The sequence below is a fragment of the Succinivibrio dextrinosolvens genome, assembly GCF_900116345.1.
GTDB lineage: Bacteria > Pseudomonadota > Gammaproteobacteria > Enterobacterales > Succinivibrionaceae > Succinivibrio > Succinivibrio dextrinosolvens_B.
Genome location: NZ_FPAH01000029.1, coordinates 15,830 through 36,568, shown reverse-complemented (window position 1 = coordinate 36,568; position 20,739 = coordinate 15,830). Strand labels below are relative to the sequence as shown.

General features: G+C 40.3%; 22 protein-coding genes. 13 read left to right on the top strand and 9 right to left on the bottom strand.

The window, feature by feature from the left end; all coding sequences use genetic code 11:
* Positions 1-245 (top strand): zinc ribbon domain-containing protein (locus BM308_RS09255; protein WP_143098595.1); only part of this gene is annotated, 245 nt, incomplete at its 5' end.
* A gap of 181 nt (positions 246-426) precedes the next feature.
* Here the strand turns inward: BM308_RS09255 and BM308_RS09250 are convergent.
* Complete coding sequence (locus BM308_RS09250; protein ID WP_074944711.1) at positions 427-894, bottom strand: MerR family transcriptional regulator; 468 nt, start codon at positions 892-894, stop codon at positions 427-429.
* Between the two features lie 183 nt (positions 895-1,077).
* Between BM308_RS09250 and BM308_RS09245 the strand changes: the two genes are divergently transcribed.
* The 7 genes from BM308_RS09245 (at position 1,078) to BM308_RS09215 (ending at position 7,199) form a co-directional block, all read left to right on the top strand.
* Positions 1,078-2,139 carry an alpha/beta hydrolase gene (locus BM308_RS09245; protein WP_074944710.1) on the top strand — a complete coding sequence of 354 codons (1,062 nt, stop codon included), beginning with the start codon at positions 1,078-1,080 and terminating at the stop codon, positions 2,137-2,139.
* Positions 2,140-2,154: 15 nt separating this feature from the next.
* Positions 2,155-3,345 (top strand): iron-containing alcohol dehydrogenase, encoded by a 1,191-nt coding sequence (locus BM308_RS09240; protein WP_074944708.1) that lies wholly within the window; start codon positions 2,155-2,157, stop codon positions 3,343-3,345.
* A 100-nt stretch (positions 3,346-3,445) separates the two neighbouring features.
* Entirely contained in the window at positions 3,446-4,006 is a 561-nt protein-coding gene (locus BM308_RS09235) for a flavodoxin (RefSeq protein WP_074944707.1), read from the top strand.
* A gap of 242 nt (positions 4,007-4,248) precedes the next feature.
* Positions 4,249-4,608 carry a cyclophilin-like fold protein gene (locus tag BM308_RS09230; protein ID WP_074944705.1) on the top strand — a complete coding sequence of 120 codons (360 nt, stop codon included), beginning with the start codon at positions 4,249-4,251 and terminating at the stop codon, positions 4,606-4,608.
* A gap of 135 nt (positions 4,609-4,743) precedes the next feature.
* The gene (locus BM308_RS09225; protein ID WP_177214437.1) at positions 4,744-5,730 is read left to right on the top strand and encodes an MBL fold metallo-hydrolase; all 987 of its coding nucleotides are present in this window, start codon (positions 4,744-4,746) and stop codon (positions 5,728-5,730) included.
* Positions 5,731-5,774: 44 nt separating this feature from the next.
* Positions 5,775-6,551 (top strand): carboxymuconolactone decarboxylase family protein, encoded by a 777-nt coding sequence (locus BM308_RS09220; protein WP_074944702.1) that lies wholly within the window; start codon positions 5,775-5,777, stop codon positions 6,549-6,551.
* Positions 6,552-6,683: 132 nt separating this feature from the next.
* On the top strand, positions 6,684-7,199 hold the full coding sequence (locus BM308_RS09215; RefSeq protein WP_074944701.1) for a GNAT family N-acetyltransferase: 516 nt from the start codon (positions 6,684-6,686) through the stop codon (positions 7,197-7,199).
* 46 nt (positions 7,200-7,245) lie between these two features.
* Here the strand turns inward: BM308_RS09215 and panB are convergent, their stop codons facing one another.
* Complete coding sequence (panB, locus tag BM308_RS09210; RefSeq protein WP_074944699.1) at positions 7,246-8,073, bottom strand: 3-methyl-2-oxobutanoate hydroxymethyltransferase; 828 nt, start codon at positions 8,071-8,073, stop codon at positions 7,246-7,248.
* Between the two features lie 12 nt (positions 8,074-8,085).
* Positions 8,086-8,934, bottom strand: coding sequence for a Rossmann-like and DUF2520 domain-containing protein (locus BM308_RS09205; RefSeq protein ID WP_074944698.1), 849 nt, complete (start codon positions 8,932-8,934; stop codon positions 8,086-8,088).
* Positions 8,935-9,213: 279 nt separating this feature from the next.
* Here BM308_RS09205 and BM308_RS09200 point away from each other — a divergent pair, with 279 nt between their 5' ends.
* Positions 9,214-10,821, top strand: coding sequence for a methyl-accepting chemotaxis protein (locus tag BM308_RS09200; protein WP_074944696.1), 1,608 nt, complete (start codon positions 9,214-9,216; stop codon positions 10,819-10,821).
* 71 nt (positions 10,822-10,892) lie between these two features.
* Here the strand turns inward: BM308_RS09200 and BM308_RS09195 are convergent, their stop codons facing one another.
* From BM308_RS09195 to BM308_RS09175, 4 genes are all read right to left on the bottom strand, one after another.
* Positions 10,893-11,651, bottom strand: coding sequence for a basic amino acid ABC transporter substrate-binding protein (locus BM308_RS09195; RefSeq protein ID WP_074944694.1), 759 nt, complete (start codon positions 11,649-11,651; stop codon positions 10,893-10,895).
* Positions 11,652-11,776: 125 nt separating this feature from the next.
* On the bottom strand, positions 11,777-12,520 hold the full coding sequence (locus BM308_RS09190; protein ID WP_074944692.1) for a substrate-binding periplasmic protein: 744 nt from the start codon (positions 12,518-12,520) through the stop codon (positions 11,777-11,779).
* Between the two features lie 189 nt (positions 12,521-12,709).
* On the bottom strand, positions 12,710-13,444 hold the full coding sequence (locus BM308_RS09180) for a transporter substrate-binding domain-containing protein (RefSeq protein ID WP_074944689.1): 735 nt from the start codon (positions 13,442-13,444) through the stop codon (positions 12,710-12,712).
* 281 nt (positions 13,445-13,725) lie between these two features.
* Entirely contained in the window at positions 13,726-14,478 is a 753-nt protein-coding gene (locus tag BM308_RS09175) for a transporter substrate-binding domain-containing protein (protein ID WP_074944688.1), read from the bottom strand.
* Positions 14,479-14,600: 122 nt separating this feature from the next.
* Here BM308_RS09175 and BM308_RS09170 point away from each other — a divergent pair, with 122 nt between their 5' ends.
* Entirely contained in the window at positions 14,601-15,155 is a 555-nt protein-coding gene (locus BM308_RS09170) for a GNAT family N-acetyltransferase (protein WP_074944686.1), read from the top strand.
* A gap of 59 nt (positions 15,156-15,214) precedes the next feature.
* On the opposite strand, the gene BM308_RS09165 is transcribed toward BM308_RS09170, so the two are convergent.
* Positions 15,215-15,637: a winged helix-turn-helix transcriptional regulator gene (locus BM308_RS09165; protein WP_074944684.1), complete on the bottom strand. Its 423-nt coding sequence runs from the start codon at positions 15,635-15,637 to the stop codon at positions 15,215-15,217.
* A 700-nt stretch (positions 15,638-16,337) separates the two neighbouring features.
* On the opposite strand from BM308_RS09165, the gene BM308_RS09160 reads away from it, so the two are divergent.
* Both BM308_RS09160 and BM308_RS09155 read left to right on the top strand, forming a co-directional pair.
* Positions 16,338-17,501: an iron-containing alcohol dehydrogenase gene (locus BM308_RS09160; protein ID WP_074944683.1), complete on the top strand. Its 1,164-nt coding sequence runs from the start codon at positions 16,338-16,340 to the stop codon at positions 17,499-17,501.
* 18 nt (positions 17,502-17,519) lie between these two features.
* Positions 17,520-18,101 carry an NAD(P)H-dependent oxidoreductase gene (locus BM308_RS09155; protein ID WP_074944681.1) on the top strand — a complete coding sequence of 194 codons (582 nt, stop codon included), beginning with the start codon at positions 17,520-17,522 and terminating at the stop codon, positions 18,099-18,101.
* A gap of 5 nt (positions 18,102-18,106) precedes the next feature.
* Here the strand turns inward: BM308_RS09155 and BM308_RS09150 are convergent, their stop codons facing one another.
* Entirely contained in the window at positions 18,107-19,369 is a 1,263-nt protein-coding gene (locus BM308_RS09150) for a YkvI family membrane protein (RefSeq protein ID WP_074944680.1), read from the bottom strand.
* A 359-nt stretch (positions 19,370-19,728) separates the two neighbouring features.
* Between BM308_RS09150 and BM308_RS09145 the strand changes: the two genes are divergently transcribed.
* The gene (locus BM308_RS09145) at positions 19,729-20,715 is read left to right on the top strand and encodes a substrate-binding domain-containing protein (RefSeq protein WP_083425525.1); all 987 of its coding nucleotides are present in this window, start codon (positions 19,729-19,731) and stop codon (positions 20,713-20,715) included.
* The last annotated feature ends 24 nt before the right edge of the window (positions 20,716-20,739 follow it).

The following is a 20,739-nucleotide window of genomic DNA, read 5'->3' as shown; positions in this document are numbered from 1 at the left end:
TAAAATACAAAGCTCAAGAGACGGGCTCTGAAGTACTTAGGGTAAGTGCAAAATACACATCTCAGAGATGTCCCGTATGTGGAAGAATCCACAAACAGAGCAGAGATCATAACAGACATCTGTATAGCTGCCCATGCGGCTATAAATCCAATGATGACAGAGTTGGAGCCATGAATATTCAGAATCTTGGAAAGAGATGGCTGTCAGGAGAAAAGAATCCTAGATACAAAAAGGAAAATAACTGATTAAGAGTAAACTCTTTTTCAAAGCGGGCATTGTCAATTGTCCGATGATGCTGGCAGTGTAGGGAGATTACCAATTGGTATCGCTTGTACCTATATTATGCTGACTGGCAAGCCCTCGGATTTATCCGAGGGTATTTGACCGGTTCTCTTGAAAATCTGAGTATTGTTGCTAAGAATGAACTTACTGTTCGATTTCTTCGGTTGCCACAGATCCTTTGTGAGCTTCATCGTATAGTTCCTGAATATCTTCAGGAAGCTTATCTGGAATCATTTGTTGTATTTTCTCCTCAGATCCATCTTTTAATGCCTGTTCGTAGTACCAGCATTTAAATTTAATCATGCTTAGTGTTCTGTTGAGCTTTTCCATTTCCGCTTCAATGTTCTCTTTCTGCTTTTCAAACATATCTTTACGTTTCTGGTAGGTGGAAGGTCCTTCATCACACCATTTCATGAACTGACGGATATCTTTGATTTCGAGACCTGATTTTTTTAAACACTCTATAACTCTTAATGCTTCAACCTGTCTGTCATTGAATTTACGAATGCCAGATGTTCTCTGGAGATCTAAGAACAGACCTTCCTTGTCGTAGTATCTTAAGGTAGATACCGGAAGATCAAACATCTTTGAAAGCTGGCCGATTGTGTACATTTCTTACCTCAGTAAAACTTTTCTTATCATTGTTATTAATTATAAATCCTAAAGTTAACTTTAGGTTTAAATTAATTTACTGCATTATTAACAGGTTATAAAAAAACTTACAGTTTAGCCTTGACCTAAAGTTAACTTTAGGTTCTATAGTTTACTCAGACTTACTTAATGGAGAACAAACAAATGAAAACTCTTTTAAAATCTGTTTTATTAGGTTCCGCTCTTTCATCTGCGGTTTTCGCCGTTTCTGCCGCAGACGTTAAGAATAATACAAACGAAATTCAGTTAACTCAGAAATGGGATAAGACCTTTAAGTTAAGTGATAAGGTTAATCATTCAAAGGTAACCTTCAAAAACAGATTCGGTACAACTATTGCTGCAGATATGTACGTACCAAAGTCAGCAACTGGTAAGCTTGCAGCCATTGCTGTAAGTGGTCCGTTTGGTGCTGTAAAAGAGCAGGCTTCAGGACTATATGCTCAGACTATGGCGGAGAGAGGCTATCTGACAATAGCTTTTGATCCTTCCTTTACCGGTGAAAGTTCTGGTACCCCAAGATATATGGCATCTCCTGATATCAACACTGAGGATTTTCAGGCTGCAGTAGATTTTCTCTCTAATCTGGATAATGTAGATAAGGAAAGAATTGGCATTATCGGTATCTGTGGCTGGGGCGGTATCGCGCTAAAAACTGCTGCTGTAGATACCCGTATCAAGGCTACTGTAGCCTCAACAATGTATGATATGAGCCGTGTGATTAGAAATGGTTACAACGACAGTGAAGATACTAAACAGCAAAGACATGAGAAGCTTTCTGCAATGAATGCTCAGAGAACAAAAGATTTTGCTGCAGGCTCCTACGATAGAGACGGAGGTCTTCCTGATACTCTTCCTGAAGGAGCTCCTCAGTTCGTTGTTGATTATTACAATTACTACAAAAAGCCTCGTGGTTATCATGAGCGTTCAGTAAACTCTAATGGAGGCTGGGCTAAGGTATCAGCATTATCCTTCATGAATACTCATCTTTTATCAACAATTGATGAGATTGAATCTCCTGTGATGCTTGTTCATGGAGAGAAGGCTCATTCAAGATATTTCAGTGAGACTGCATTCAAGTCTTTAAAGGGGGATAACAAATCACTCGTGATTGTCCCGGGTGCAAGTCATACTGATTTATACGATCAGACTGATATTATTCCATTTAACAAGATTGACGATTTCTTTAGCAAGTATTTAGCAAAATAAGAGAGGAAAACAGACATGCAGATTTCTTTTTATAATCCAACCAGACTTGTATTTGGCAAAGGCAAACTAAAAGAGCTTGGCAGTTATGCAAAAGAGTATGGTAAGAAAGCTTTAATAGTCTACGGTGGCGGTTCCATAAAAAAGAACGGTGTATTTGATAGTGCAGTAGCTTCACTTAAAGATGCTGGTATTGAATTTGTTGAGTGTGGTGGAATTGAGCCAAATCCAAAGATTGATTCTGTAAGACGTGGTATAGAACTGGTTCGCAGCAATAACTGTGATCTGATTATTGCAATTGGTGGTGGCAGTGCTATGGATGCATCAAAGGTAATCGGAGCTGGTGCCTTATATGATGGTGATCCTTGGAATATGATTTTCCACGGTCAGGATAATGTGTATATTCCAACCGCATGTATGCCTATTATAACTGTTCCTACACTGGCGGCTACCGGCTCAGAGATGAACCCTGGGGCAGTTATTTCAAACTCTGAGACCAAAGAGAAATCCTTTGTTCAGACTGATGCTCTGTTTCCAAAGGTTGCTCTGGTTGATCCTACTTTAACCTTGTCAGTTCCAAAGAATCAGACTGGATACGGAGTATGTGACATTATTGTTCACCTGACTGAGTCATATTTTAACGGAGTAGATGGAACTCCAATTCAGGATGAATTTGCTCTTACAACCATAAAGAACTGTATGAAATACGGTCTTAGAGCATATAAGGACGGAGCTGATCTTGAGGCTCGTGAACAGGTTCAGTGGTCTTCAATACTGGCTTTGAACGGCTTTGTTAACTGCGGAACCAACGGAGCCTTCCCTGTACATATGATTGAGCATACTGTATCAGGAATATACGATATTACCCATGCTGCCGGTCTTGCAATTATTAATCCTGCGTGGATGAGATTTACCATTACTCATGGAGGAAATCTTGATAAGTTTGTAAGTTTTTCCTCTTATCTCTTTGATGTTAAATCAGACGGTGATAAGGTAAAGACCGCTCTTGCCGGCGTAGATAAATATGAGGCTTTCCTAAAGGAGATTGGCTGTCCTATTAGATTCAGTGAACTATCAATAGATGATAGTAAATTTGCAGAGATTGCCGATACCACTCTTAAAGTTATTCATGACGAGAATGGTAATTTACCTGCTCGTCCTGCACTATCCAAAGCAGATATTGTTGCAATACTTAATTCTGCAAAATAACTGTAAGTAATCTCTATCCTAGATATGTATGTCTGATTTTGATGTTTTTTTAATCTAAATCAGGCATGCCGTCTGCAATCGCTATTATTGGGTGTCGCAAATGAAAAGCGTTCTATTTAAATTAGTTTCCTCCTTTGCCGCAATAATTCTGTCTGGATTTGCTTGTGCTGCTCAGGCGGCAAATTCTGATACTCTAGTAATGTATTTTTCCGCAACAGGTAACACAAGTGGACTGGCTACTACTGCTGCAACTGTATTAGGCGCAGATATAAAAGAGATTGTTCCTGTAAGTCCATATACCATGGATGATTTGAACTACCATGAGCCTAACTGCAGAGCAAATCTTGAACAGCAGAACAAAGCAGTGCGACCAGAAATAAAAGACTTAAATATAGATCTGACTTCATACAAAACCATTGTTCTTGCTTATCCTCTCTGGTGGGCTGAAGAGCCTAGAATCATTGATACTTTTGTTGAATCATATGATTTCTCTGGAAAGACCATTGTTCCTATATGCACCTCTGGCGGTAGTGATATTCAGAAGAGTATTGAAAACATTAAGAAACTGGTAAAAGGAAATGCTGTTGTAAAGAACGGCAGGAGATTTAGCGGAAATACCGCTTCAGCTGAATTTAAGTCCTGGTTTGACTCTATCCTTTGAAAATTCTCATAAGGAATGTTTTCTTAAAGTCAGTAACTCTAGTTATGTTTTAAATTTACATGAGGGAAACTTGATTTATAAAAAATCGTCTTGACTTAAAGTTACTGTAGTTTCTCTCTTATGATCAAATCAATGAAAAACGCGGTGAGGTTTGTTAAGTGAAAAGTACGAAATTTCTTTCTGGACTAATATCTGCGGTGCTTTTGTTTCTCTGTTCATATTCTTATGCTGAGGAAGGAAATATGGAACATCTGTACATACATGTTAACAACACGATACTGGATTGTGAATGTGTTGAAAATACATCCAGTAAAGCTCTCCTGGAAAAGCTTAAAGAAGGTGACGTTGAGCTAAGTATGAGTGATTATGGAGGCTTTGAGAAAGTCGGAGAGCTTGGATTCACTCTTCCTCAGAACAATGAACCACTGCAAACAACAGCAGGAGATGTGATCCTCTATCTTGGATACAGATTTGTAATTTATTACGGACAGAATAACTGGGAACTGACTCGTATTGGCAGAATCAGGAATATTAGTGGAGCTGACCTCAAAGAATTACTGGGGGCAGAGCAGATAAAAATAAGACTTTCACTGGAAAAGTAATCATAGATTTAAAAGATGAAAAGGATAATGATAATTCTATTGGCGATTTTTATCGCAATCACAGCTTTTGCGGCCTATTTTTTTAATACACCTCAGTTTGGAAGAGCGCCTTCTGGACAAAGACTTGAAAGAATAATGAAATCTCCAAATTTTAAGGATGGTGTATTTCAGAATAAAGAGCCGATTGTAAATCATTTAGAAGATGGCTTTCTGGTTAGTTTCTATAAATTCATTTTTGAAAAAAGAGCAGATTTGCGTCCGAATAACGCTATTCCGCATATAAAAACTGACCTAAAATCCCTGAATAAGGAGCGTGATTTAATTGTCTGGCTGGGACACTCTTCCTTCCTGCTTCAGTTGTCAGGACACCGTTTTCTGGTAGATCCTGTATTAAATGGCTATGTTTCTCCCGTTTCTTTTTTAATGACCTCATTTGAAGGCTCTAACATTTTCTCGTTATCAGATCTGCCTGAAGACATTGACACAATTCTGTTATCTCATGATCACTGGGATCATCTTGAGTACTCAACCTCTAAGGCACTTAAAGATAAGGTTCATCATGTTGTTACGGGACTTGGTAACGGTGAGTATTATGAAATGTGGGGCTTTGTAAAAGATAAAATCCATGAACTGGATTATGGAGAGGATGTCAACTTAGCCGGCAATATTAAAATAACCATTACTCCTGCCCGTCATTTTTCCGGAAGATTTCTAAAGGAGAATCCAACAGAGCCAGCATCCTTCGTAATTAAGACTGACAAAATTAAGTTCTTCTACAGCGGAGATAGCGGCTACGGCAAGCACTTTAAAGATATTGGAGATAAATACGGACCATTTGATTTTGCCGTAATGGAAGATGGTCAGTATGACATGCAGTGGCACAATGTCCATATGCTTCCTGAAGAAGTACTAAAAGCTTCAGAGGAAATTGGAGCTAAAGCAATTCTTCCGGTACACAACAGTAAGTTTGTGCTAGCAAATCATAAATGGCAGGAACCGCTTGAAGAGCTAGATAAACTCTCTGACAAACATGATGTAAAACTGGTTACTCCAATCATAGGAGAAATAATTTATTTGGATGCGCTTCCAGAAGAAAACAAATGGTGGAAGACCATCAATTAACAAATATAAAGACATCTTCGATTTCTAAAGGAGTCTAACAAAAAATGACAAAGAAAATTACACAGACAGCAGGAAGAACACTGCTTGGAGATATCGCTCCTGAATTTGCTCACTTCAACGATGATGTACTTTTCGGAGAAAACTGGAACAATCAGGATATCACTCTCAAGACAAGATGCCTTGTTACTGTGGTTGCGCTTATTTCCTCAGGAATAACAGACAGCTCATTGAAATACCACCTCGAAAATGCCAGAAATCACGGCGTTTCAAAAAAGGAAATAGCGGCAACCATTACTCATGTCGCTTTTTATGCCGGATGGCCAAAGGCATGGTCTGCCTTTAATATGGCAAAAGAGATCTGGCGTGAGGATTTAAAACAGAATGAATCTTTAAATAACTATCCAGAGGAACTTAAGCTACATCAGAAATGCATGATATTTCCTGTTGGAGAACCAAATAACGGCTTTGCCAAATATTTTACAGGACAAAGCTACCTTGCTCCATTATCCACAAAGCAGGTCGGTATTTACAATGTAACCTTTGAACCTGGCTGCAGAAATAACTGGCATATTCACCATGCGAAAAAAGGCGGAGGTCAGATTCTAATCGGTGTTGCTGGTATCGGCTATTATCAGGAGGAAGGAAAAGAAAAGGTTACCATCAATCCAGGTGATGTAATCAATATAGCTCCAGGAGTAAAACACTGGCATGGAGCTTCAACAGACAGCTGGTTCTCGCATCTGGCAGTTGAGGTTACAGGAGAGGAGTCTTCAAATGAATGGCTTGAACCTGTAACTGATGAAGAATATTACTCAAACTGACCAATGATTAGATTGCCATGGTGAGATGTCAAATATATCGAAAATTTTAAGATAACTTCTTTCTAATTGTTCTAATAATTGGTTAATATGAATTTGGTTGTAATACCTTCATCTTAATAAGGGACTTTTGGTATGCAATGTAGATTAGCAACTCTCAGCGATATTGACCATATTGTAAAACTCTATGAGAGCGCCCGTGCTTTTATGGTGGAGAACGGCAATCCTCATCAGTGGGGGAGCAGCTGGCCTCCAAGAGAACTTATAGAAACTGATATAAATAAATCACAATGTTATGTCTGTGAACATGAAGGTCGAATTGTAGGGGTTTTTGTTTATATCTTTGGTAAGGACTGTGATCCTGCATACCTGAAGATTACAGAGGGAAAATGGCTTGATGATTCTGCCTATGGAGTAATTCATCGTCTGGCGGCAGATGGTGTTACTAGAGGCGTTGGTTCTTTCTGTATCAACTGGTGCTATGAGAAGGCAGGGCATATGAGAATAGATACACATTCGGACAATAAACCGATGCAGGCTCTGGCCAGAAAGTTGAACTTTGTTCACTGCGGCACCATATATGTTGAGCACGATAACTATCCACGTCTGGCCTTTGAAAAATCAGCCTTAACAGAGAGTCTCAAAAAATAAGGCAGCTCCATAAGGAAACTGCCTTACGTTAAGAAAAACTTTCTTTCTAGTAAAGTTTTTCTAAAACCTCATCATCAATCTTGAAGCAGTGTTCTGCTGAAGGGAATGCAGAAGTCTTAACTTCAGAATCGTAATTATTGAAAGCCTCAAGGATCTGGTCACCAACATTGCCAAAGTGCTTAACAAATTTTGGAGAGAAATCCTTATACATGCCAAGCATATCCTGATATACCAGAATCTGACCGTCACAGTCAGGACCAGCACCAATACCGATAGTTGGGATTGATAGCTTCTCGGTCACGATTTTTGCAAGCTTGGCTGGTACACACTCAAGTACAACGGAGAAGGCTCCAGCCTCCTGAACTGCAAGAGCATCTTCAATCAGAAGTTTTGCTGCAAGCTCGGTTTTTCCCTGAACCTTGTTACCGCCAAAGGCATTTACAGACTGAGGTGTCATTCCAATGTGTGCCATTACAGGAATACCTGCGTTTGTAATTGCTCTGATGTGCTCTGCAACTTTTTTACCACCCTCAAGCTTTACTGCATTTCCACGTCCTTCCTTAAGTAGTCTGCCGGCATTGGTAATAGCCTGTTCAACTGAAACCTGATATGACATGAAAGGCATATCGATAACTACAAGCTTATCCTTACAGCCTCTGGCTACAGCATGACCGAAGGTGATCATATCCTCCATGGTAACGGATAGGGTATCTTCATAGCCTAACATTACGTTACCTAGGGAATCACCGACTAAAACCGCATCCACGTTTGAGGAGTTCACTATCTTTGCGGTGGTGTAGTCATAGCAGGTCAGCATGGAAATTCTTTCTTTCTCTGCCTTGCGCTTGGCGAAAGTTGAAACAGTAATCTTCATATTTTGTCCTTCTTATTCGCTTACGAATTTTTCTAATTTACTAAAATCTCTGTCCGGATTTTTTATTTTTGCAATCTTTAAAAGCTTGCGGGCTAAAAGTGTGTATAAAAGCCTGTCACTATAGGTATCAAGTGTGCGCATATGTCTGCTTAAGGTATTTACATCTCCTCTCTGTACCGGACCTGTCAGGGCCTGAACCGGACCTTTATCCAGAATATGTTCGACATTGCCTAGAATGAGAGGGGAAAGGGCCTTTAGGGACTCTTCTCTGGTAAAACCGCACTGTTCAAGGATTTCAACACCTTCATTTACCAGGGCTACTACCTGATTACTTACTACAGAGGCTGCAAGATGATATTTAACCTTGATATCAGAGTTTATGAGTTTTACTTTTAGACCGATATCTGAAAAAAACTTCTTCAGTTTTTCAGTAGTATCAGAATGTCCTTCCATAAAGAAATAGACTTTTTCAAAATCCTTATAACTCTCCTTTGAGTCAACTGCACACAGCGGATGAATACTTACCTTGTATAATCCTGTGCTGTAATCATCCTCTCCGAAAACCTCTTTGGCGGTAAGTGAACCTGAACAGTGGCAGACAATGGTGTCTTTAAGACTGTCCGCGGAGATACTCTTATAAACGGATGCAATTTCATCGTCAGGAACTGTAAAGAAAAGCAGATCACTGTTAGCTGCAAGGTCATTGAGATTGGAGAACACCTTAGAACCTGTTCTGCTCGCAATATCGGCTGCATGCTCCTGAGTTTTAGAAAAGAAGCCGGAGATAGTGCTGTTGTGAGAGTGAAAATAAAGAGCAAGAGCGCATCCAACCTTTCCTGCTCCGATAAAACCTATTCTCATTATTATTCCTCAGCCTTAATGCTGAGTCCTTTTATGTTATACGCCTTAAGAAACGCTTAATTGTATCACTCTTTGGCTTTTTCTTCACATCACATATATGTATAGAACATTGGTTTATTTTCTGATTATTAAGAATGGCTCTAATTTTTATTTTTCAAACTTTATTACAATTGAAGATAGGTGTGTTATTTAGTGCTTCTTTTGTATAAGTCTTAAAGAGGCAGGAAACATTCTAAGAACCTGTTTTTTGAGAATTGTCTTGTAAGGAAATTTCAGATTATGAGTTTTTTAGATAATTTTTCTATAAGAAGTAAGCTGATATTCAGCTATGTGATCATGATTCTGGCAACTCTTGTTGTTTCATGGTCTGCTTTAAGCAGTATGACCAAGAGCCACGATGTGGCCTCTTTTGTTCATACCACCTTAAACGAAAGATATGGCAGAACCAGAAGAACTGCTGATTATGCTGCTCATATTGAAGAATTACTTGACCAGTTAACCAAGGGCGGCAATGCAGCCGAGATTATTCCTGAACTTCAGAAGAATTCCAAGGGTATGAAGGATGCGGCCGATGCTCTGCAGATGGCCCGTTACCCTAAAGAGATCGGTGCTGTAAAGGAAGCAACCAAAGTATATCTTGATGTGCTGGACAACAAGATTATTCCTGCACTTAATCAGATGAGAAGATCACAGGCTCTTTCCTACCATACCTCTGCAATGATTCCTCAGTACATTATCATTCAGAATAATGTGGTAAAGGTTAACGGTTACCAGATTAAAGCTGCCAATGAGAGTGTAGCCACCATCAATGATACCTCAGGTATTTATACTGTGGCTGCAATTACCATTGGTGTGGTTGTACTTGCAATTATCATTATCTTCTACATGCCAAAGATTATTATCAGCAGCATTGAGACAATTATTCAGATTTCCAAGGTTCTTGCTGCAGGTAAACTTAACAGAACTATTGAGACCAAGCGAAAGGATGAGTTCAAACCTCTGATGCAGGCTTTAGAGCAGATGCGTCAGTCATGGGTTGTAAGTGTTGAGAATATTCAGAGTGTAAGCTCAAATATCAATCACAATATGAGTGATATTACCGCTTCTGCCAACGTGATGAGCAGTACTGCAAAGGAAAATCAGAGTCAGGCCTTAACCGTTGCCGCAGCTTCTGAGCAGATGGTATCTACCACTGGTGATATTGCCAAGAACTGTGAGCATGCAACTATGACTGCAGAGGATTCCTCACAGAGTACCACTGTTGGTATCAACCGTGTTGAGGAAACCATGAATATGCTGAATCAGCAGGTAGAGAAGTCCAAGAAAGATGCTATTCTGGTTCAGCAGTTGGCTGAGACCGCCCAGAAGATCGGTACCATCACCCTGACCATTGAGGATATAGCCTCCCAGACCAACCTTCTGGCTCTGAATGCCGCTATTGAGGCTGCTCGTGCAGGTGAGGCCGGTAAGGGCTTCGCTGTGGTTGCTGATGAAGTTCGAGCTCTGTCCTCAAGAACTTCCAAGTCCACTCAGGAAATCACCAAGATGGTTATGCAGGTCCAGTCTGATGCCAAGGTGGCCAACGATGCAATGCAGCAGTCTGTGGCAGTTATGGATCAGATTTCTCTTGAGACCGGTAAGATGCACACTGTCCTAAGTGAAGTTACCGACAAGGTTCGCGAGGTTAACTCTCAGATCAATCAGATTGCTACTGCAGCTGAAGAGCAGACCACCGCAACTTCTGAGATTTCTACCAATATGAAAGGTATTACTGATGGTTCCTACAGACTTGCAGAGCAGGTGGAGATGGTTGAGAAGAACATTCTTAACACCAACAGTGAAATTGAAAATCTCTTAAAGATTGTAAGTCAGTTTGAGATTAAATAGAGTTACCTTATAGATACGAAAGAGGGCAATTTGCCCTCTTTTTTAATTTCTGTAGGAGTGTTAAATTGTGATTAGTTGGCTGCGTTGCCGAACCACTTCTGATAGATCTTGTCATAGGTGCCGTTCTCACGGATCTTCTTAAGACCTGAGGCAATCATATCGGTAAGATCCTGTCTGTTCTTTGAGGTAACGATACCGTACTGCTCAACAGTAAGCTGCTCTGGGATCATAACCAGGTTATCCTTCTGGGTAGTGGCCAGATAGTATTCGATAACAGGCTTGTCGGTTACAACTGCGCTGCAGGAGCCTTTTTCAAGTTCTAGGAATGCTTCAGCGGTGCTGTTGAACTGAGTTACATTGGTGTTCTCAACCTTTTCTGCATACATGGCACCGGAGGTTCCAAGCTGTGCACAGATGGTCTTGCCCTTTAAGTCATCCTTGGATTTGATGTCGGCGCTGCTGCTCTTGGTGATAAGAATACCAAGACCAGCATCGTAGTAAGGCTCTGAGAAGTTAACCTTCTGTGCTCTTTCTGGGGTAATGGTGAAACCTGAGATTGCTATATCCACCTGCTGGGTGATGATTGCAGGGATCTGTCCATCAAAAGACATGCTTGAAACGTTCATCTTGTAGCCTTCAGCTTCACCGATAGCGTTGATGATATCAATATCAAAGCCTATCAGGGTTGAAGTGCCCTTATCAACAAATTCAAATGGAGCAAAGGTAGGCTCGGTTACAACGTTAAGAGTCTTTTCTGCGCTTACTGCGGTTGCACTGTAGGATGAAAAAGCCAGCATGCTTAGCAGACATAAAGATTTGTAAAATTTCATATATCCTCCGTTTATGTTTATTCTAGTTTACAGGCGGAGGCGTAAAAGTACATTTAATTTAAGAATTGCACTGTATCAGATCAAAAAGCCACCAATTAAGGTGGCTGTAAGGTGCTTTCTGAATTCTATTCAAACCATTTACGGTAGATTTCCCAGAAATACGGAGTTGCTTTTACCTTTTCGAGGGCTTTGGAAATACGCTCGGAGATATCAGGACGGTTCTTTGAGGTCATGATACCGAATTGTGCAAAGGTAAGCTTACGGCCTAAACGGTAGAACTTGTCTTTATCAGGACTTACTTTCAGGTAGTACTGCAGAATTGGTTCGTTGGTGATAACACCATCGCATTTGCCCTGATTAGCGGCTTCAAATAGCTTTCTTTCTGAGTCCAGAGAAAGTACCTGGATATCAGGCATACCTAAAGCGTAGGCCTCACAGGTGGAAGATGTCTTAGCACAGATGGTTACATCATGAAGGTCTGTATCTCTCTTGAATTCACCCTGATATTTCTTGTTTAAAAGAATATCAAGACCGGTATCAAAATAAGGACCCACAAAATCCCAGATCTGAGCTCGTTCCTCGGTGATGGTGATCATGGAGATTGCGCAGTCCACCTGTTCTAGCAGTACATCTGCGAACATGGCGTCAAAAGGCATATCATGGAATTTAATGCTCTTGTAGCCTGCTTCCTTGGCGACCGCTTTAATCAGATCGATATCGTAGCCAATATAATCGTGAGTCTTCGGATCGATGATTACAAATGGCTCACTACTTGCCTCAATACCAACTACAAGCTCATCTCCGTCCGCATAGGCATTAAATGAAAAAGCCATTGCCAAAGCTAAAGCAATGCTTCTGATTGGTTTCATATGTACTCCGAGAATTTATACCGCTAAGTTAAATATAGGTAATAGAAACGCAAGTAACAAAGAAATTTGCCAAGAAAAGGGGGAATTATCGGAAAATTATGTAAAACTTTGCTTGTTATCAAAATTAAAAAAAGAGAGCCTTGAAGGCTCTCAAATATTTGCGTTTGCGAATTGGTTTTTAAATACGTCTTAGCCGAACCACTTCTTATAGAGCTTTTCATAATCTCCGTTCTGCTCGATTCTCTTAAGTCCGGTTTCAATTTTTTCTCTAACCTCAGGTCTGAGCTTAGAGGTCATAATTCCGAATTCCTCTGAAGTGAGATTGTTATCAAATTTATAATACTTGCCAGGACTCTGCTTCATGAAGGAATACTCTATCAGAGGGGCATCGGTTATAAGCAGATCGCACTGCTTCTTCTCAAGGGCGTAAAAGCTTTCTTCCTCTGAGGTGTATTTGATAATTTCAGAGCCTTCACGGGTAACAGCATACTCCTCACAGGTGGTGCCGGTAACTACACAGATCTTCTTACCGTTCAGATCATAGCTGTCTTTGATGGTGTCCTTATGCTCGTTGCGGATCATGGCGTTAAGACCTGCCTCGTAGTAAGGGCCTACAAAATCCACAATCTGCTGTCGTTCTTCGGTTATGGCAATACAGGAAATTGCCACGTCAGCCTGCTCGGTAAGTACTGATGGCAGCAGTGCATCGAAAGGCATATCCGAGAATTCGACCTTCATGCCGTTTTCTTTGGCTATAGCCGTCAAAAGATCAATTTCAAAGCCTTCCAGTTTTCCCTGCTGATTGATATAAACAAACGGTGCGCGGGAGGCTTCGACTCCTACCACCAGTTTACCCTCATCAGCAAATGAGGCTGTGGATAATGCACAGGCTAATATCAGTGAAATCTTTTTGAGCATACACATAGAGATAATCCGCAATAAAGGTTGAGAACTATAGTTTCAGTATATCTAATTAGTTATCACTAACGCTAAGGTATAAGCTAAATTTTGCAAGCTGTTTCAATATTCAGAACAGACAGAATATTAAATGCACATTTTTGTAACAGTATTTAAACAGTGCTGTTTTTGAAACTATTCTTTTTTCAGAAGCTGGCTGCGTTATGGACTGGAGTGAGAAACAGAATTCAAACAAAAAGCCTTAGTGCAGAACTAAGGCTTAAAATGTTTTTTTTTGTCAAAAGTAACTATTTGTTGGAGACGTTATCGAACCATTTACGATAAATCTGATCATAGACGCCGTTCTTTCTGATCTTCTTAAGACCTTCGGCAATATTGTCGGAGATTTCTGTTTTATTCTTTGAGGTGACAATGCCGTACTGTTCAAAGGTTAGTTTGTCCTTTAAGACTGCGGTCTTATCGTCATGGCTTCTTACGTGGTAGTATTCAAGCACAGGCTTGTCGATAATGACCACGTCGCACTCTCCCTTATCAATTGCTATAAAGGCTTCGATTTCTGTCAGATAATTCTTGGTTTTGGCGTTTTTTATATTCTCTGCAAAATAAGAGCCGGTAGTGCTGCTTTTTGCACATATGGTTCTTCCCTGAAGATCATAGCTGCTGTGAATACTCTTGAGCAGATCGGTACGGACCAGAACACCAAGTCCTGAGTCATAGTAAGGCTCGAGCTTTACGATCTGAGCTCGCTCCTCGGTGATGGAATAACTTGAGATAGCCACATCCACCTGTTCGGTTAAAACAGATGGCAGCAGGGCATCAAAAGGCATATTGGCGATCTCAACCTTAAAGCCCTGTTCTTTAGCGATAGCTTTGATGATATCAACATCAAAACCGATTACCTCTGTAGAGCCTTTTTCTCTGAATTCAAATGGAGCAATGGAGTCTTCGATTCCGACCTTCAGAATCTTCTGTTCGGATGCGAAAACGTTAGCAGAAAATATCGTCAGTCCAAGTAGCGCTGCTTTTATTATAAGTTTCATATATGCTCCGTTTTGATAACAAATTTCAGAACAACAAATTTTCACATAATTAGAATATAATTCTTTTTCAGTTTTTCTTTATTTGTTATTTTGCAATTATGCGAAGTCTATACAGGAAAAAAATGCAAATTCTTCACGAAGTAACAGAATCGTTTACACATTTAAAAATAATTATTCAGAATTTTATTAAAGCCAGAAATCTTAGAGCTGATCTGGTAAAAAACGAGGATGAGCTGCTCTTTAGAAGGGGTGAGCGCGGTGATCTGAAGAAGATTGTAGCTTTGCATAACTGTCTTTATTCCCGTCCTTTTTTAGACTGGCTTTTAAAGCTGTACCGTCTTAAAGCTTCAGAGCTTATCAGTGTTGCCGTGAACCGGCAGGGGGAACTCGTAGCTTACGATCTTTTTATGTTTGAACCTGCGGAGATAAAAGAGAATATTCTTCACGAACTTTATGTAGGCGTTGATCCTGCATATCAGAATCAGGGAATTGCCGGAAGACTGCGTAAATATTCTGCAGAATGCTACGATCAGGGCAGGGTAAACGGTCTTTCAACTCTGGCTCCTTTCTCAAACGTTAAGGCTCTGCGTTCTGCCCAGAAGGCAGGATACGCCATAACCAAGGCCAGTGCCAAGCCTGCCGCCTATTATCTTTTCAGATATCTAAAAAAAGCCTGAGTTTGGATCAATCAAGCCTAAAACTTCAGGCTTTTGAGTGATTCTGGATGTTGCACTGTCTATTCTTTGCTCTGACTGGTACTCTCTTCGAGGTCTTCGCCACAGCTTTCAAGTTTTCCTTTGTTCTTTGCATCACAGATGGAGATTCCCCACTTGGCAAGATTCTCCATGATCGGGATCAGCTCCTGTCCTTTTTCTGTAAGTGAGTATTCAACCTTTGGCGGAATTACAGGAAAGATTTCACGTCTGACGATACCGTCGGCTTCAAGCTCACGTACACTCTGGGTGAACATCTTGTTGGAGATGCCGGTAAGAGAGTGCTGCAGGGCAGAAGAGCGCATGGCTCCGTTTCGAAGGTGAAAAATCAGCAGAGTTTTCCATTTTCCCCCGATCACATCCATAGCCAGCTCAAGTGTGCACAGGTATTTCTTTCCTTTATAAAGGAAGTTTTTTGTGTTTTTCTTATCAGTAGCAGTAGTCATAAAATCCCATATTTATGCTTTATTCTCTTAAAGTGAAGTATAACGTTTTGCTACTTTTAATTCTAGTTTTACTTATGATTAAAACTATCCAGTTGATAATAATTATTGAAACTAAATAAATAATATCCTTAACTATCAATAAAATACACTATTTTGTTATTAGTCTACAAAAATGTATGTACTTCCAATTTTCAACATTAAACTCTATTCTAGATGTACTTATTCGGTGTCAAAAGAAGTGCTCTTAAGTGCTACAGAGCTCTTTTATTGATGAATGTTTTTCAGCAGCAGGGGGCTTCTTCCTGACTCGGTAAAACAGAAAATTACATTTATTTTCTTTAATTACTTGTCTTCGAAAAATGAGTGTGTTTCTGTAATCTAGAGATGTTCTTCTGCTGCTCTTTCTAACCGAATAATCTGATTCTGTGAATTTTGTCATTATTCTTTTTAAAGTTAATGTCAAAAAGGCAATTCGGATATCAGAATTGTTTTAGGCTAATGGTTATGATAAAAAGACTGATGCTTAACTCTGAGTCAGAGGATAAGTTCAGAATATCTTTTTTGTTCGTAACTTAATTCCCTTAATCTCCGGGAGCTGTCTTTCCGTTTTTTTGTAGACTTTCTGGCAGAGTTTCCTTTCAGCTAAGCTCTGATTGATACAGGTTTGTGCTGCCAACACGTGCTTAATATAGGAGTTAACATGTTTGATTTTGATCTATATCTTCCAACCCGTCTGGTTTTTGGTAAGGGACGTATCGATGAGCTTCCTGAAATCACTAAATCATATGGCTCTAAGATTCTCTTAACCTATGGCGGCGGCAGTATCAAGCGCAGCGGAATCTACGATAAGATTAAGGCTCTTTACAAGGGAGCTGAGATTTTTGAGTTAAGCGGAATCGAACCTAATCCAAGAATCACCTCTATCAGAAAAGGTGTTGAGATTGCCAAAAAGGAAAAGGTTGATTTCATTTTAGCTGTAGGTGGCGGCAGTGTTCTGGATGCTTCAAAGAATATTGCAGCTGGTGCTTTCTACGACGGTGATCCATGGGATCTGGTCTTAGATTCATCAAAGGTTGGAAAAGCTCTGCCTTTATTCTCAGTGCTGACTCTGTCTGCAACCGGTTCTGAGTACGACAATTCTGGTGTTATCACCAATGAGGAAACTCATGAGAAGATGCCTATCTTCGGTAACCTGTGGCCGGTAGCCTCCATCTGTGATCCTACCTATACCTTCAGTGTTCCTGCCAATCAGACTGCTGCTGGTGCTGCAGATATCATGTCCCACACCTTTGAGTCATATATTGTAAATCAGGGCAATACCTTAACTGACGGTATCTGTGAGGCTATGCTCCGAACTGTAATCAAGAATGCTCCTATCGCTATTGCCGAGCCTGATAATTATGAGGCCCGTGCAGAGCTGATGATGGCAAGCTCCTTTGGCTGCTGCGGTCTTTTAAGCATCGGCCGTGAAGGTTCTCCTTGGGTATGCCATGGACTTGAACATGAGATTTCTGCCTTCTACGACATTACCCACGGTGTAGGTCTGGCTATTCTGACTCCTGTATGGATGAGATACAGCCTGAATGAGAAGACTGCACCTCGCTTTGCAAATTACGGTGTAAATGTATTCGGTCTCAATCCAAAGGACGATGTAATGACCAATGCCAGCAAGGCTATTGATTTAACTGCTGAGTTCTTCAAGAAGATCGGACTGCCATCAAAACTCTCCGAGGTAGGCATTGATGATACCCATTTTGAGGAGATGGCAGATCACGTTCGCAAGATCTGGTTTGGTGATTTCAAGGATGCTATCAGACCTCTTGAGAGAGAGGATCTGCTGAACATTCTGAAGGGATGCCTGTAGTTGGAAAAGGATTTTTATATGAAGAATATTTTACTTTTAAATGGGGCTAAGGTTTTCGGTAGTTCAAAAGCTCAGCTGAATTCAACTCTGCATGAGACCGCAAAAAAGACTCTGCTCTCTTTAGGAAAAGAGGTCCGTGAGTGTGAAATAGACAAGGGTTATGTACCTTCTGAGCAGGTGGAGAATTTTCTGTGGGCTGATGCTGTAATCTGGCAGATGCCTGCCTGGTGGATGGGAGAGCCATGGATTGTAAAGAAGTATATTGATGAAGTCTTTACCGAGGGTGGTGGAAACTTTTTAACCTCAGACGGCAGACATCGTACCGATCCTGCTCACGGCTACGGAACCGGTGGTCTTCTAAAAGACAAGTCCTACATGTTTTCCGTAACCTGGAATGCACCTATCGAGGCTTTCACTGAGAAAGGGGAGTTCTTTGAGGAAAAGGGGGTAGATCTGGTTTATTTCCATCTGCACAAGGCAATGCAGTTTGTAGGTATGAAAGGCCTTCCTACCTACATCTGCAATGATGTGATTAAAAATCCAAAGTTAGATGAGTTCATTTCTGGATATGAAGCTCATCTGAAGAAGGTTTTTGCTTAGCCTTTTTAACTAATACTAGGCTCCGGAAGTGGAATATTCTCGGGGCCGATTTTTTTTACAAAGTCTCTGATCTCTGATTTAATTTCTTCTGTTTCAATCACCGATCTCTCGCCAAGACGGTTAAAGGTTTCCCGATCTATTAAGGAATAGTACAGATCGTCATCATACTTTTTGACCGCAAGATGTATCATCTTTCTGCGGATCAGCTTTTCAGTAAGTATTTTCTTCTTCTCTTTAATCCAGGTAATTCCCAGTACAGTAAGAAGCAGCATGCCTATATATCCCAGAATTGGATACATGATGGATACCAGCGTCTTAAAACCGCAGAAGCTTAAGCCAAAGCCTAGCACTACACTTACAATCAGAATTGCTTTAAGCTTTTTCTCATTTCTGCCGGCAAATCTTTTGGCAAAGGCATAGAACAGTGAGAAGGCGGTATTAAAGATCAGTGCAAATATAGTCAGTGCATAAACAAAGGCAAAAATAGGATGAATATGCTTTACGATCTCAAGCATTGGAATATCTGCATCTTTTACTGTATCAATATTTGCAAAGATGGTAATTGCTGCTGCACTAATGATAAAGCCGATAATCGCACCTCCTAATAGGCCCCCCTTTTCGGCTATACCGATTCTGAGCACTGAACCTCCAAGTACGAAGGCCATGGATACAGCAGAAATGGCACATAGTGCATAATAGTTGACTACCGCCATCCATACGTTAGGCATAGGAGATTCGATTGTGGCAGCAACAGTATCCAGAGCTTTAAAATCGTAGAATTTACCTATGAAGGTATAACCACAGACAATCAGAATCATCACAATGATAATAGGCGTAAAGATACCCAGCACCTGAGTAATCTTCTGAAAATCCAGAAAGGCTACCACAATGGTCAGGACTGCACAGACAAAAGTTCCCACCCAGAAAGGCAGATGAAACTGCTGACTCAGATTGGAGCCGGCACCGGCAAACATCACAAAGCCCACGATAAAACAGGATATGATAAGCGAATAGTCAATCAGCCTGTTAATAATCGGATGAGTGATTTTCTCAAGAACCTCCTGATGGTTTGAGGATCTGAAATAGCAACCTATAGTAATGATAATTTTACCAAATATAATGTGAAGAATTGCCAAGAGAATTACTCCTACGATACCCAGAGTACCATAGCTTAAAAAGTACTGCAGAATATCCTGTCCTGAGGAAAGTCCTGCTCCAACCACAATTCCCACATAAGCCATTGCTATAGATATATATTTTCTCCTCAAACTTTACCTCCTGATGGTTATTTACTGTTTTTGCACAGGTATAAAAAAGGCAATAAAAAACAGTCTTGAGACTGTAACTTTGATATGAATATAGACTGGTGAATAGTATATTGAACATCTATTGTAACATAAAAATCTTATTTTAACTTAGAAAATATGAAATTCCTTATGGATTAAAAATGAAATTATTTAGTATCTTTTCTTATGTAGTGATATAGACAGATATGGAGAAACAGGAAAATATTTTGAGATAACGCTCGTAAATGTAGATCGTATTCAGCTTTATGGAATAGCGATATTCTGTTTATAACCTATGCTTAAAAGTAGCATATAACAAGGTTGTGTTGGAGATCATCAAGATGCGAATTAAGACTCTGTTGAGTGCTTTGGCTGTAGGTCTGACTCTATGTTCCTCTGTTGCCTTTACTGAGGCCTCAGCGGATGAACTGACCTTTGCCGGTGTCGGTAAGATAAGTACTCCATGGTTTGCGCGTCATAAAGCAGGAATTATGCTTGGCGCTGAAGAGAATGGGGTAAAGGCAGAATATATGGCTCCGACGGTGGCAAGTCACAGAAAGCAGGCTGAGATTTCTTATGACTTTATAAAAGACAGTGTAAATGCTCTTCTGGTTGTTCCTAATGATGCCAAGTCTTTAGAGAAGGTATTTCAGGCTGCAAAAAAGAATGGCATCACTGTGATTACCCATGAGTCTCCAAATCAGGTTAATGCTGATTTTGATGTTGAGCTTATTGATAATGATAAGTTCGGTATACTGCTTATGGATGAATTTGTTAAATTATCCAAAGCTAAAAAGGGCAAATATGCCATATACGTAGGATCTTTATCTGTTCCTTCTCATAATGTGTGGGCTCAGGCTGCAATAAAACATCAGAAGGATAAATATCCACACCTTGAACTGATAGAGATCTTCCCGATTTCTGAGAATAGAGGTGTATCAGGTAAGACCGCTATATCTCTTATTAAGAAGCACCCTGATCTGGTGGGTATTATTGCTTTAGGCTCAGAAGGAGCTCCTGGTATAGGTCATTCCCTGAAGTCAAAGAACCTGAAGGATACAATCACCGTGGTTGGCGTTACGACACCTTTAGATGTAAAAGACTACCTCAAAGAGGATTACGTCCAGGAAATTCTACTGTGGGATCCTGCTCAGGCCGCAAGAGTCCAGACCATTCTGGCTAAGATGGTAATAGATGGAAGAAAAGATGAGATTAAACCGGGTTTTTCTCTGTCAGAATTCGGGGCTCCAAGGTTTGATGGTAATACACTGATTTTTGATGAGCCTCTGATAGTTACTAAAGACAATGTTGATAATTACGATTTCTAAAATTCATCTCATCTGAAAAGTAAA

Excerpts from the sequence above, each read along its gene's own strand:
- BM308_RS09250 (WP_074944711.1), bottom strand. The coding sequence starts at position 894 with ATGTACACAATCGGCCAGCTTTCAAAGATGTTTGATCTTCCGGTATCT.
- BM308_RS09245 (WP_074944710.1), top strand. The coding sequence starts at position 1,078 with ATGAAAACTCTTTTAAAATCTGTTTTATTAGGTTCCGCTCTTTCATCT.
- BM308_RS09240 (WP_074944708.1), top strand. The coding sequence starts at position 2,155 with ATGCAGATTTCTTTTTATAATCCAACCAGACTTGTATTTGGCAAAGGC.
- BM308_RS09235 (WP_074944707.1), top strand. The coding sequence starts at position 3,446 with ATGAAAAGCGTTCTATTTAAATTAGTTTCCTCCTTTGCCGCAATAATT.
- BM308_RS09230 (WP_074944705.1), top strand. The coding sequence starts at position 4,249 with ATGGAACATCTGTACATACATGTTAACAACACGATACTGGATTGTGAA.
- BM308_RS09225 (WP_177214437.1), top strand. The coding sequence starts at position 4,744 with ATGAAATCTCCAAATTTTAAGGATGGTGTATTTCAGAATAAAGAGCCG.
- BM308_RS09220 (WP_074944702.1), top strand. The coding sequence starts at position 5,775 with ATGACAAAGAAAATTACACAGACAGCAGGAAGAACACTGCTTGGAGAT.
- BM308_RS09215 (WP_074944701.1), top strand. The coding sequence starts at position 6,684 with ATGCAATGTAGATTAGCAACTCTCAGCGATATTGACCATATTGTAAAA.
- panB (WP_074944699.1), bottom strand. The coding sequence starts at position 8,073 with ATGAAGATTACTGTTTCAACTTTCGCCAAGCGCAAGGCAGAGAAAGAA.
- BM308_RS09205 (WP_074944698.1), bottom strand. The coding sequence starts at position 8,934 with ATGAGAATAGGTTTTATCGGAGCAGGAAAGGTTGGATGCGCTCTTGCT.
- BM308_RS09200 (WP_074944696.1), top strand. The coding sequence starts at position 9,214 with ATGAGTTTTTTAGATAATTTTTCTATAAGAAGTAAGCTGATATTCAGC.
- BM308_RS09195 (WP_074944694.1), bottom strand. The coding sequence starts at position 11,651 with ATGAAATTTTACAAATCTTTATGTCTGCTAAGCATGCTGGCTTTTTCA.
- BM308_RS09190 (WP_074944692.1), bottom strand. The coding sequence starts at position 12,520 with ATGAAACCAATCAGAAGCATTGCTTTAGCTTTGGCAATGGCTTTTTCA.
- BM308_RS09180 (WP_074944689.1), bottom strand. The coding sequence starts at position 13,444 with ATGTGTATGCTCAAAAAGATTTCACTGATATTAGCCTGTGCATTATCC.
- BM308_RS09175 (WP_074944688.1), bottom strand. The coding sequence starts at position 14,478 with ATGAAACTTATAATAAAAGCAGCGCTACTTGGACTGACGATATTTTCT.
- BM308_RS09170 (WP_074944686.1), top strand. The coding sequence starts at position 14,601 with ATGCAAATTCTTCACGAAGTAACAGAATCGTTTACACATTTAAAAATA.
- BM308_RS09165 (WP_074944684.1), bottom strand. The coding sequence starts at position 15,637 with ATGACTACTGCTACTGATAAGAAAAACACAAAAAACTTCCTTTATAAA.
- BM308_RS09160 (WP_074944683.1), top strand. The coding sequence starts at position 16,338 with ATGTTTGATTTTGATCTATATCTTCCAACCCGTCTGGTTTTTGGTAAG.
- BM308_RS09155 (WP_074944681.1), top strand. The coding sequence starts at position 17,520 with ATGAAGAATATTTTACTTTTAAATGGGGCTAAGGTTTTCGGTAGTTCA.
- BM308_RS09145 (WP_083425525.1), top strand. The coding sequence starts at position 19,729 with ATGCGAATTAAGACTCTGTTGAGTGCTTTGGCTGTAGGTCTGACTCTA.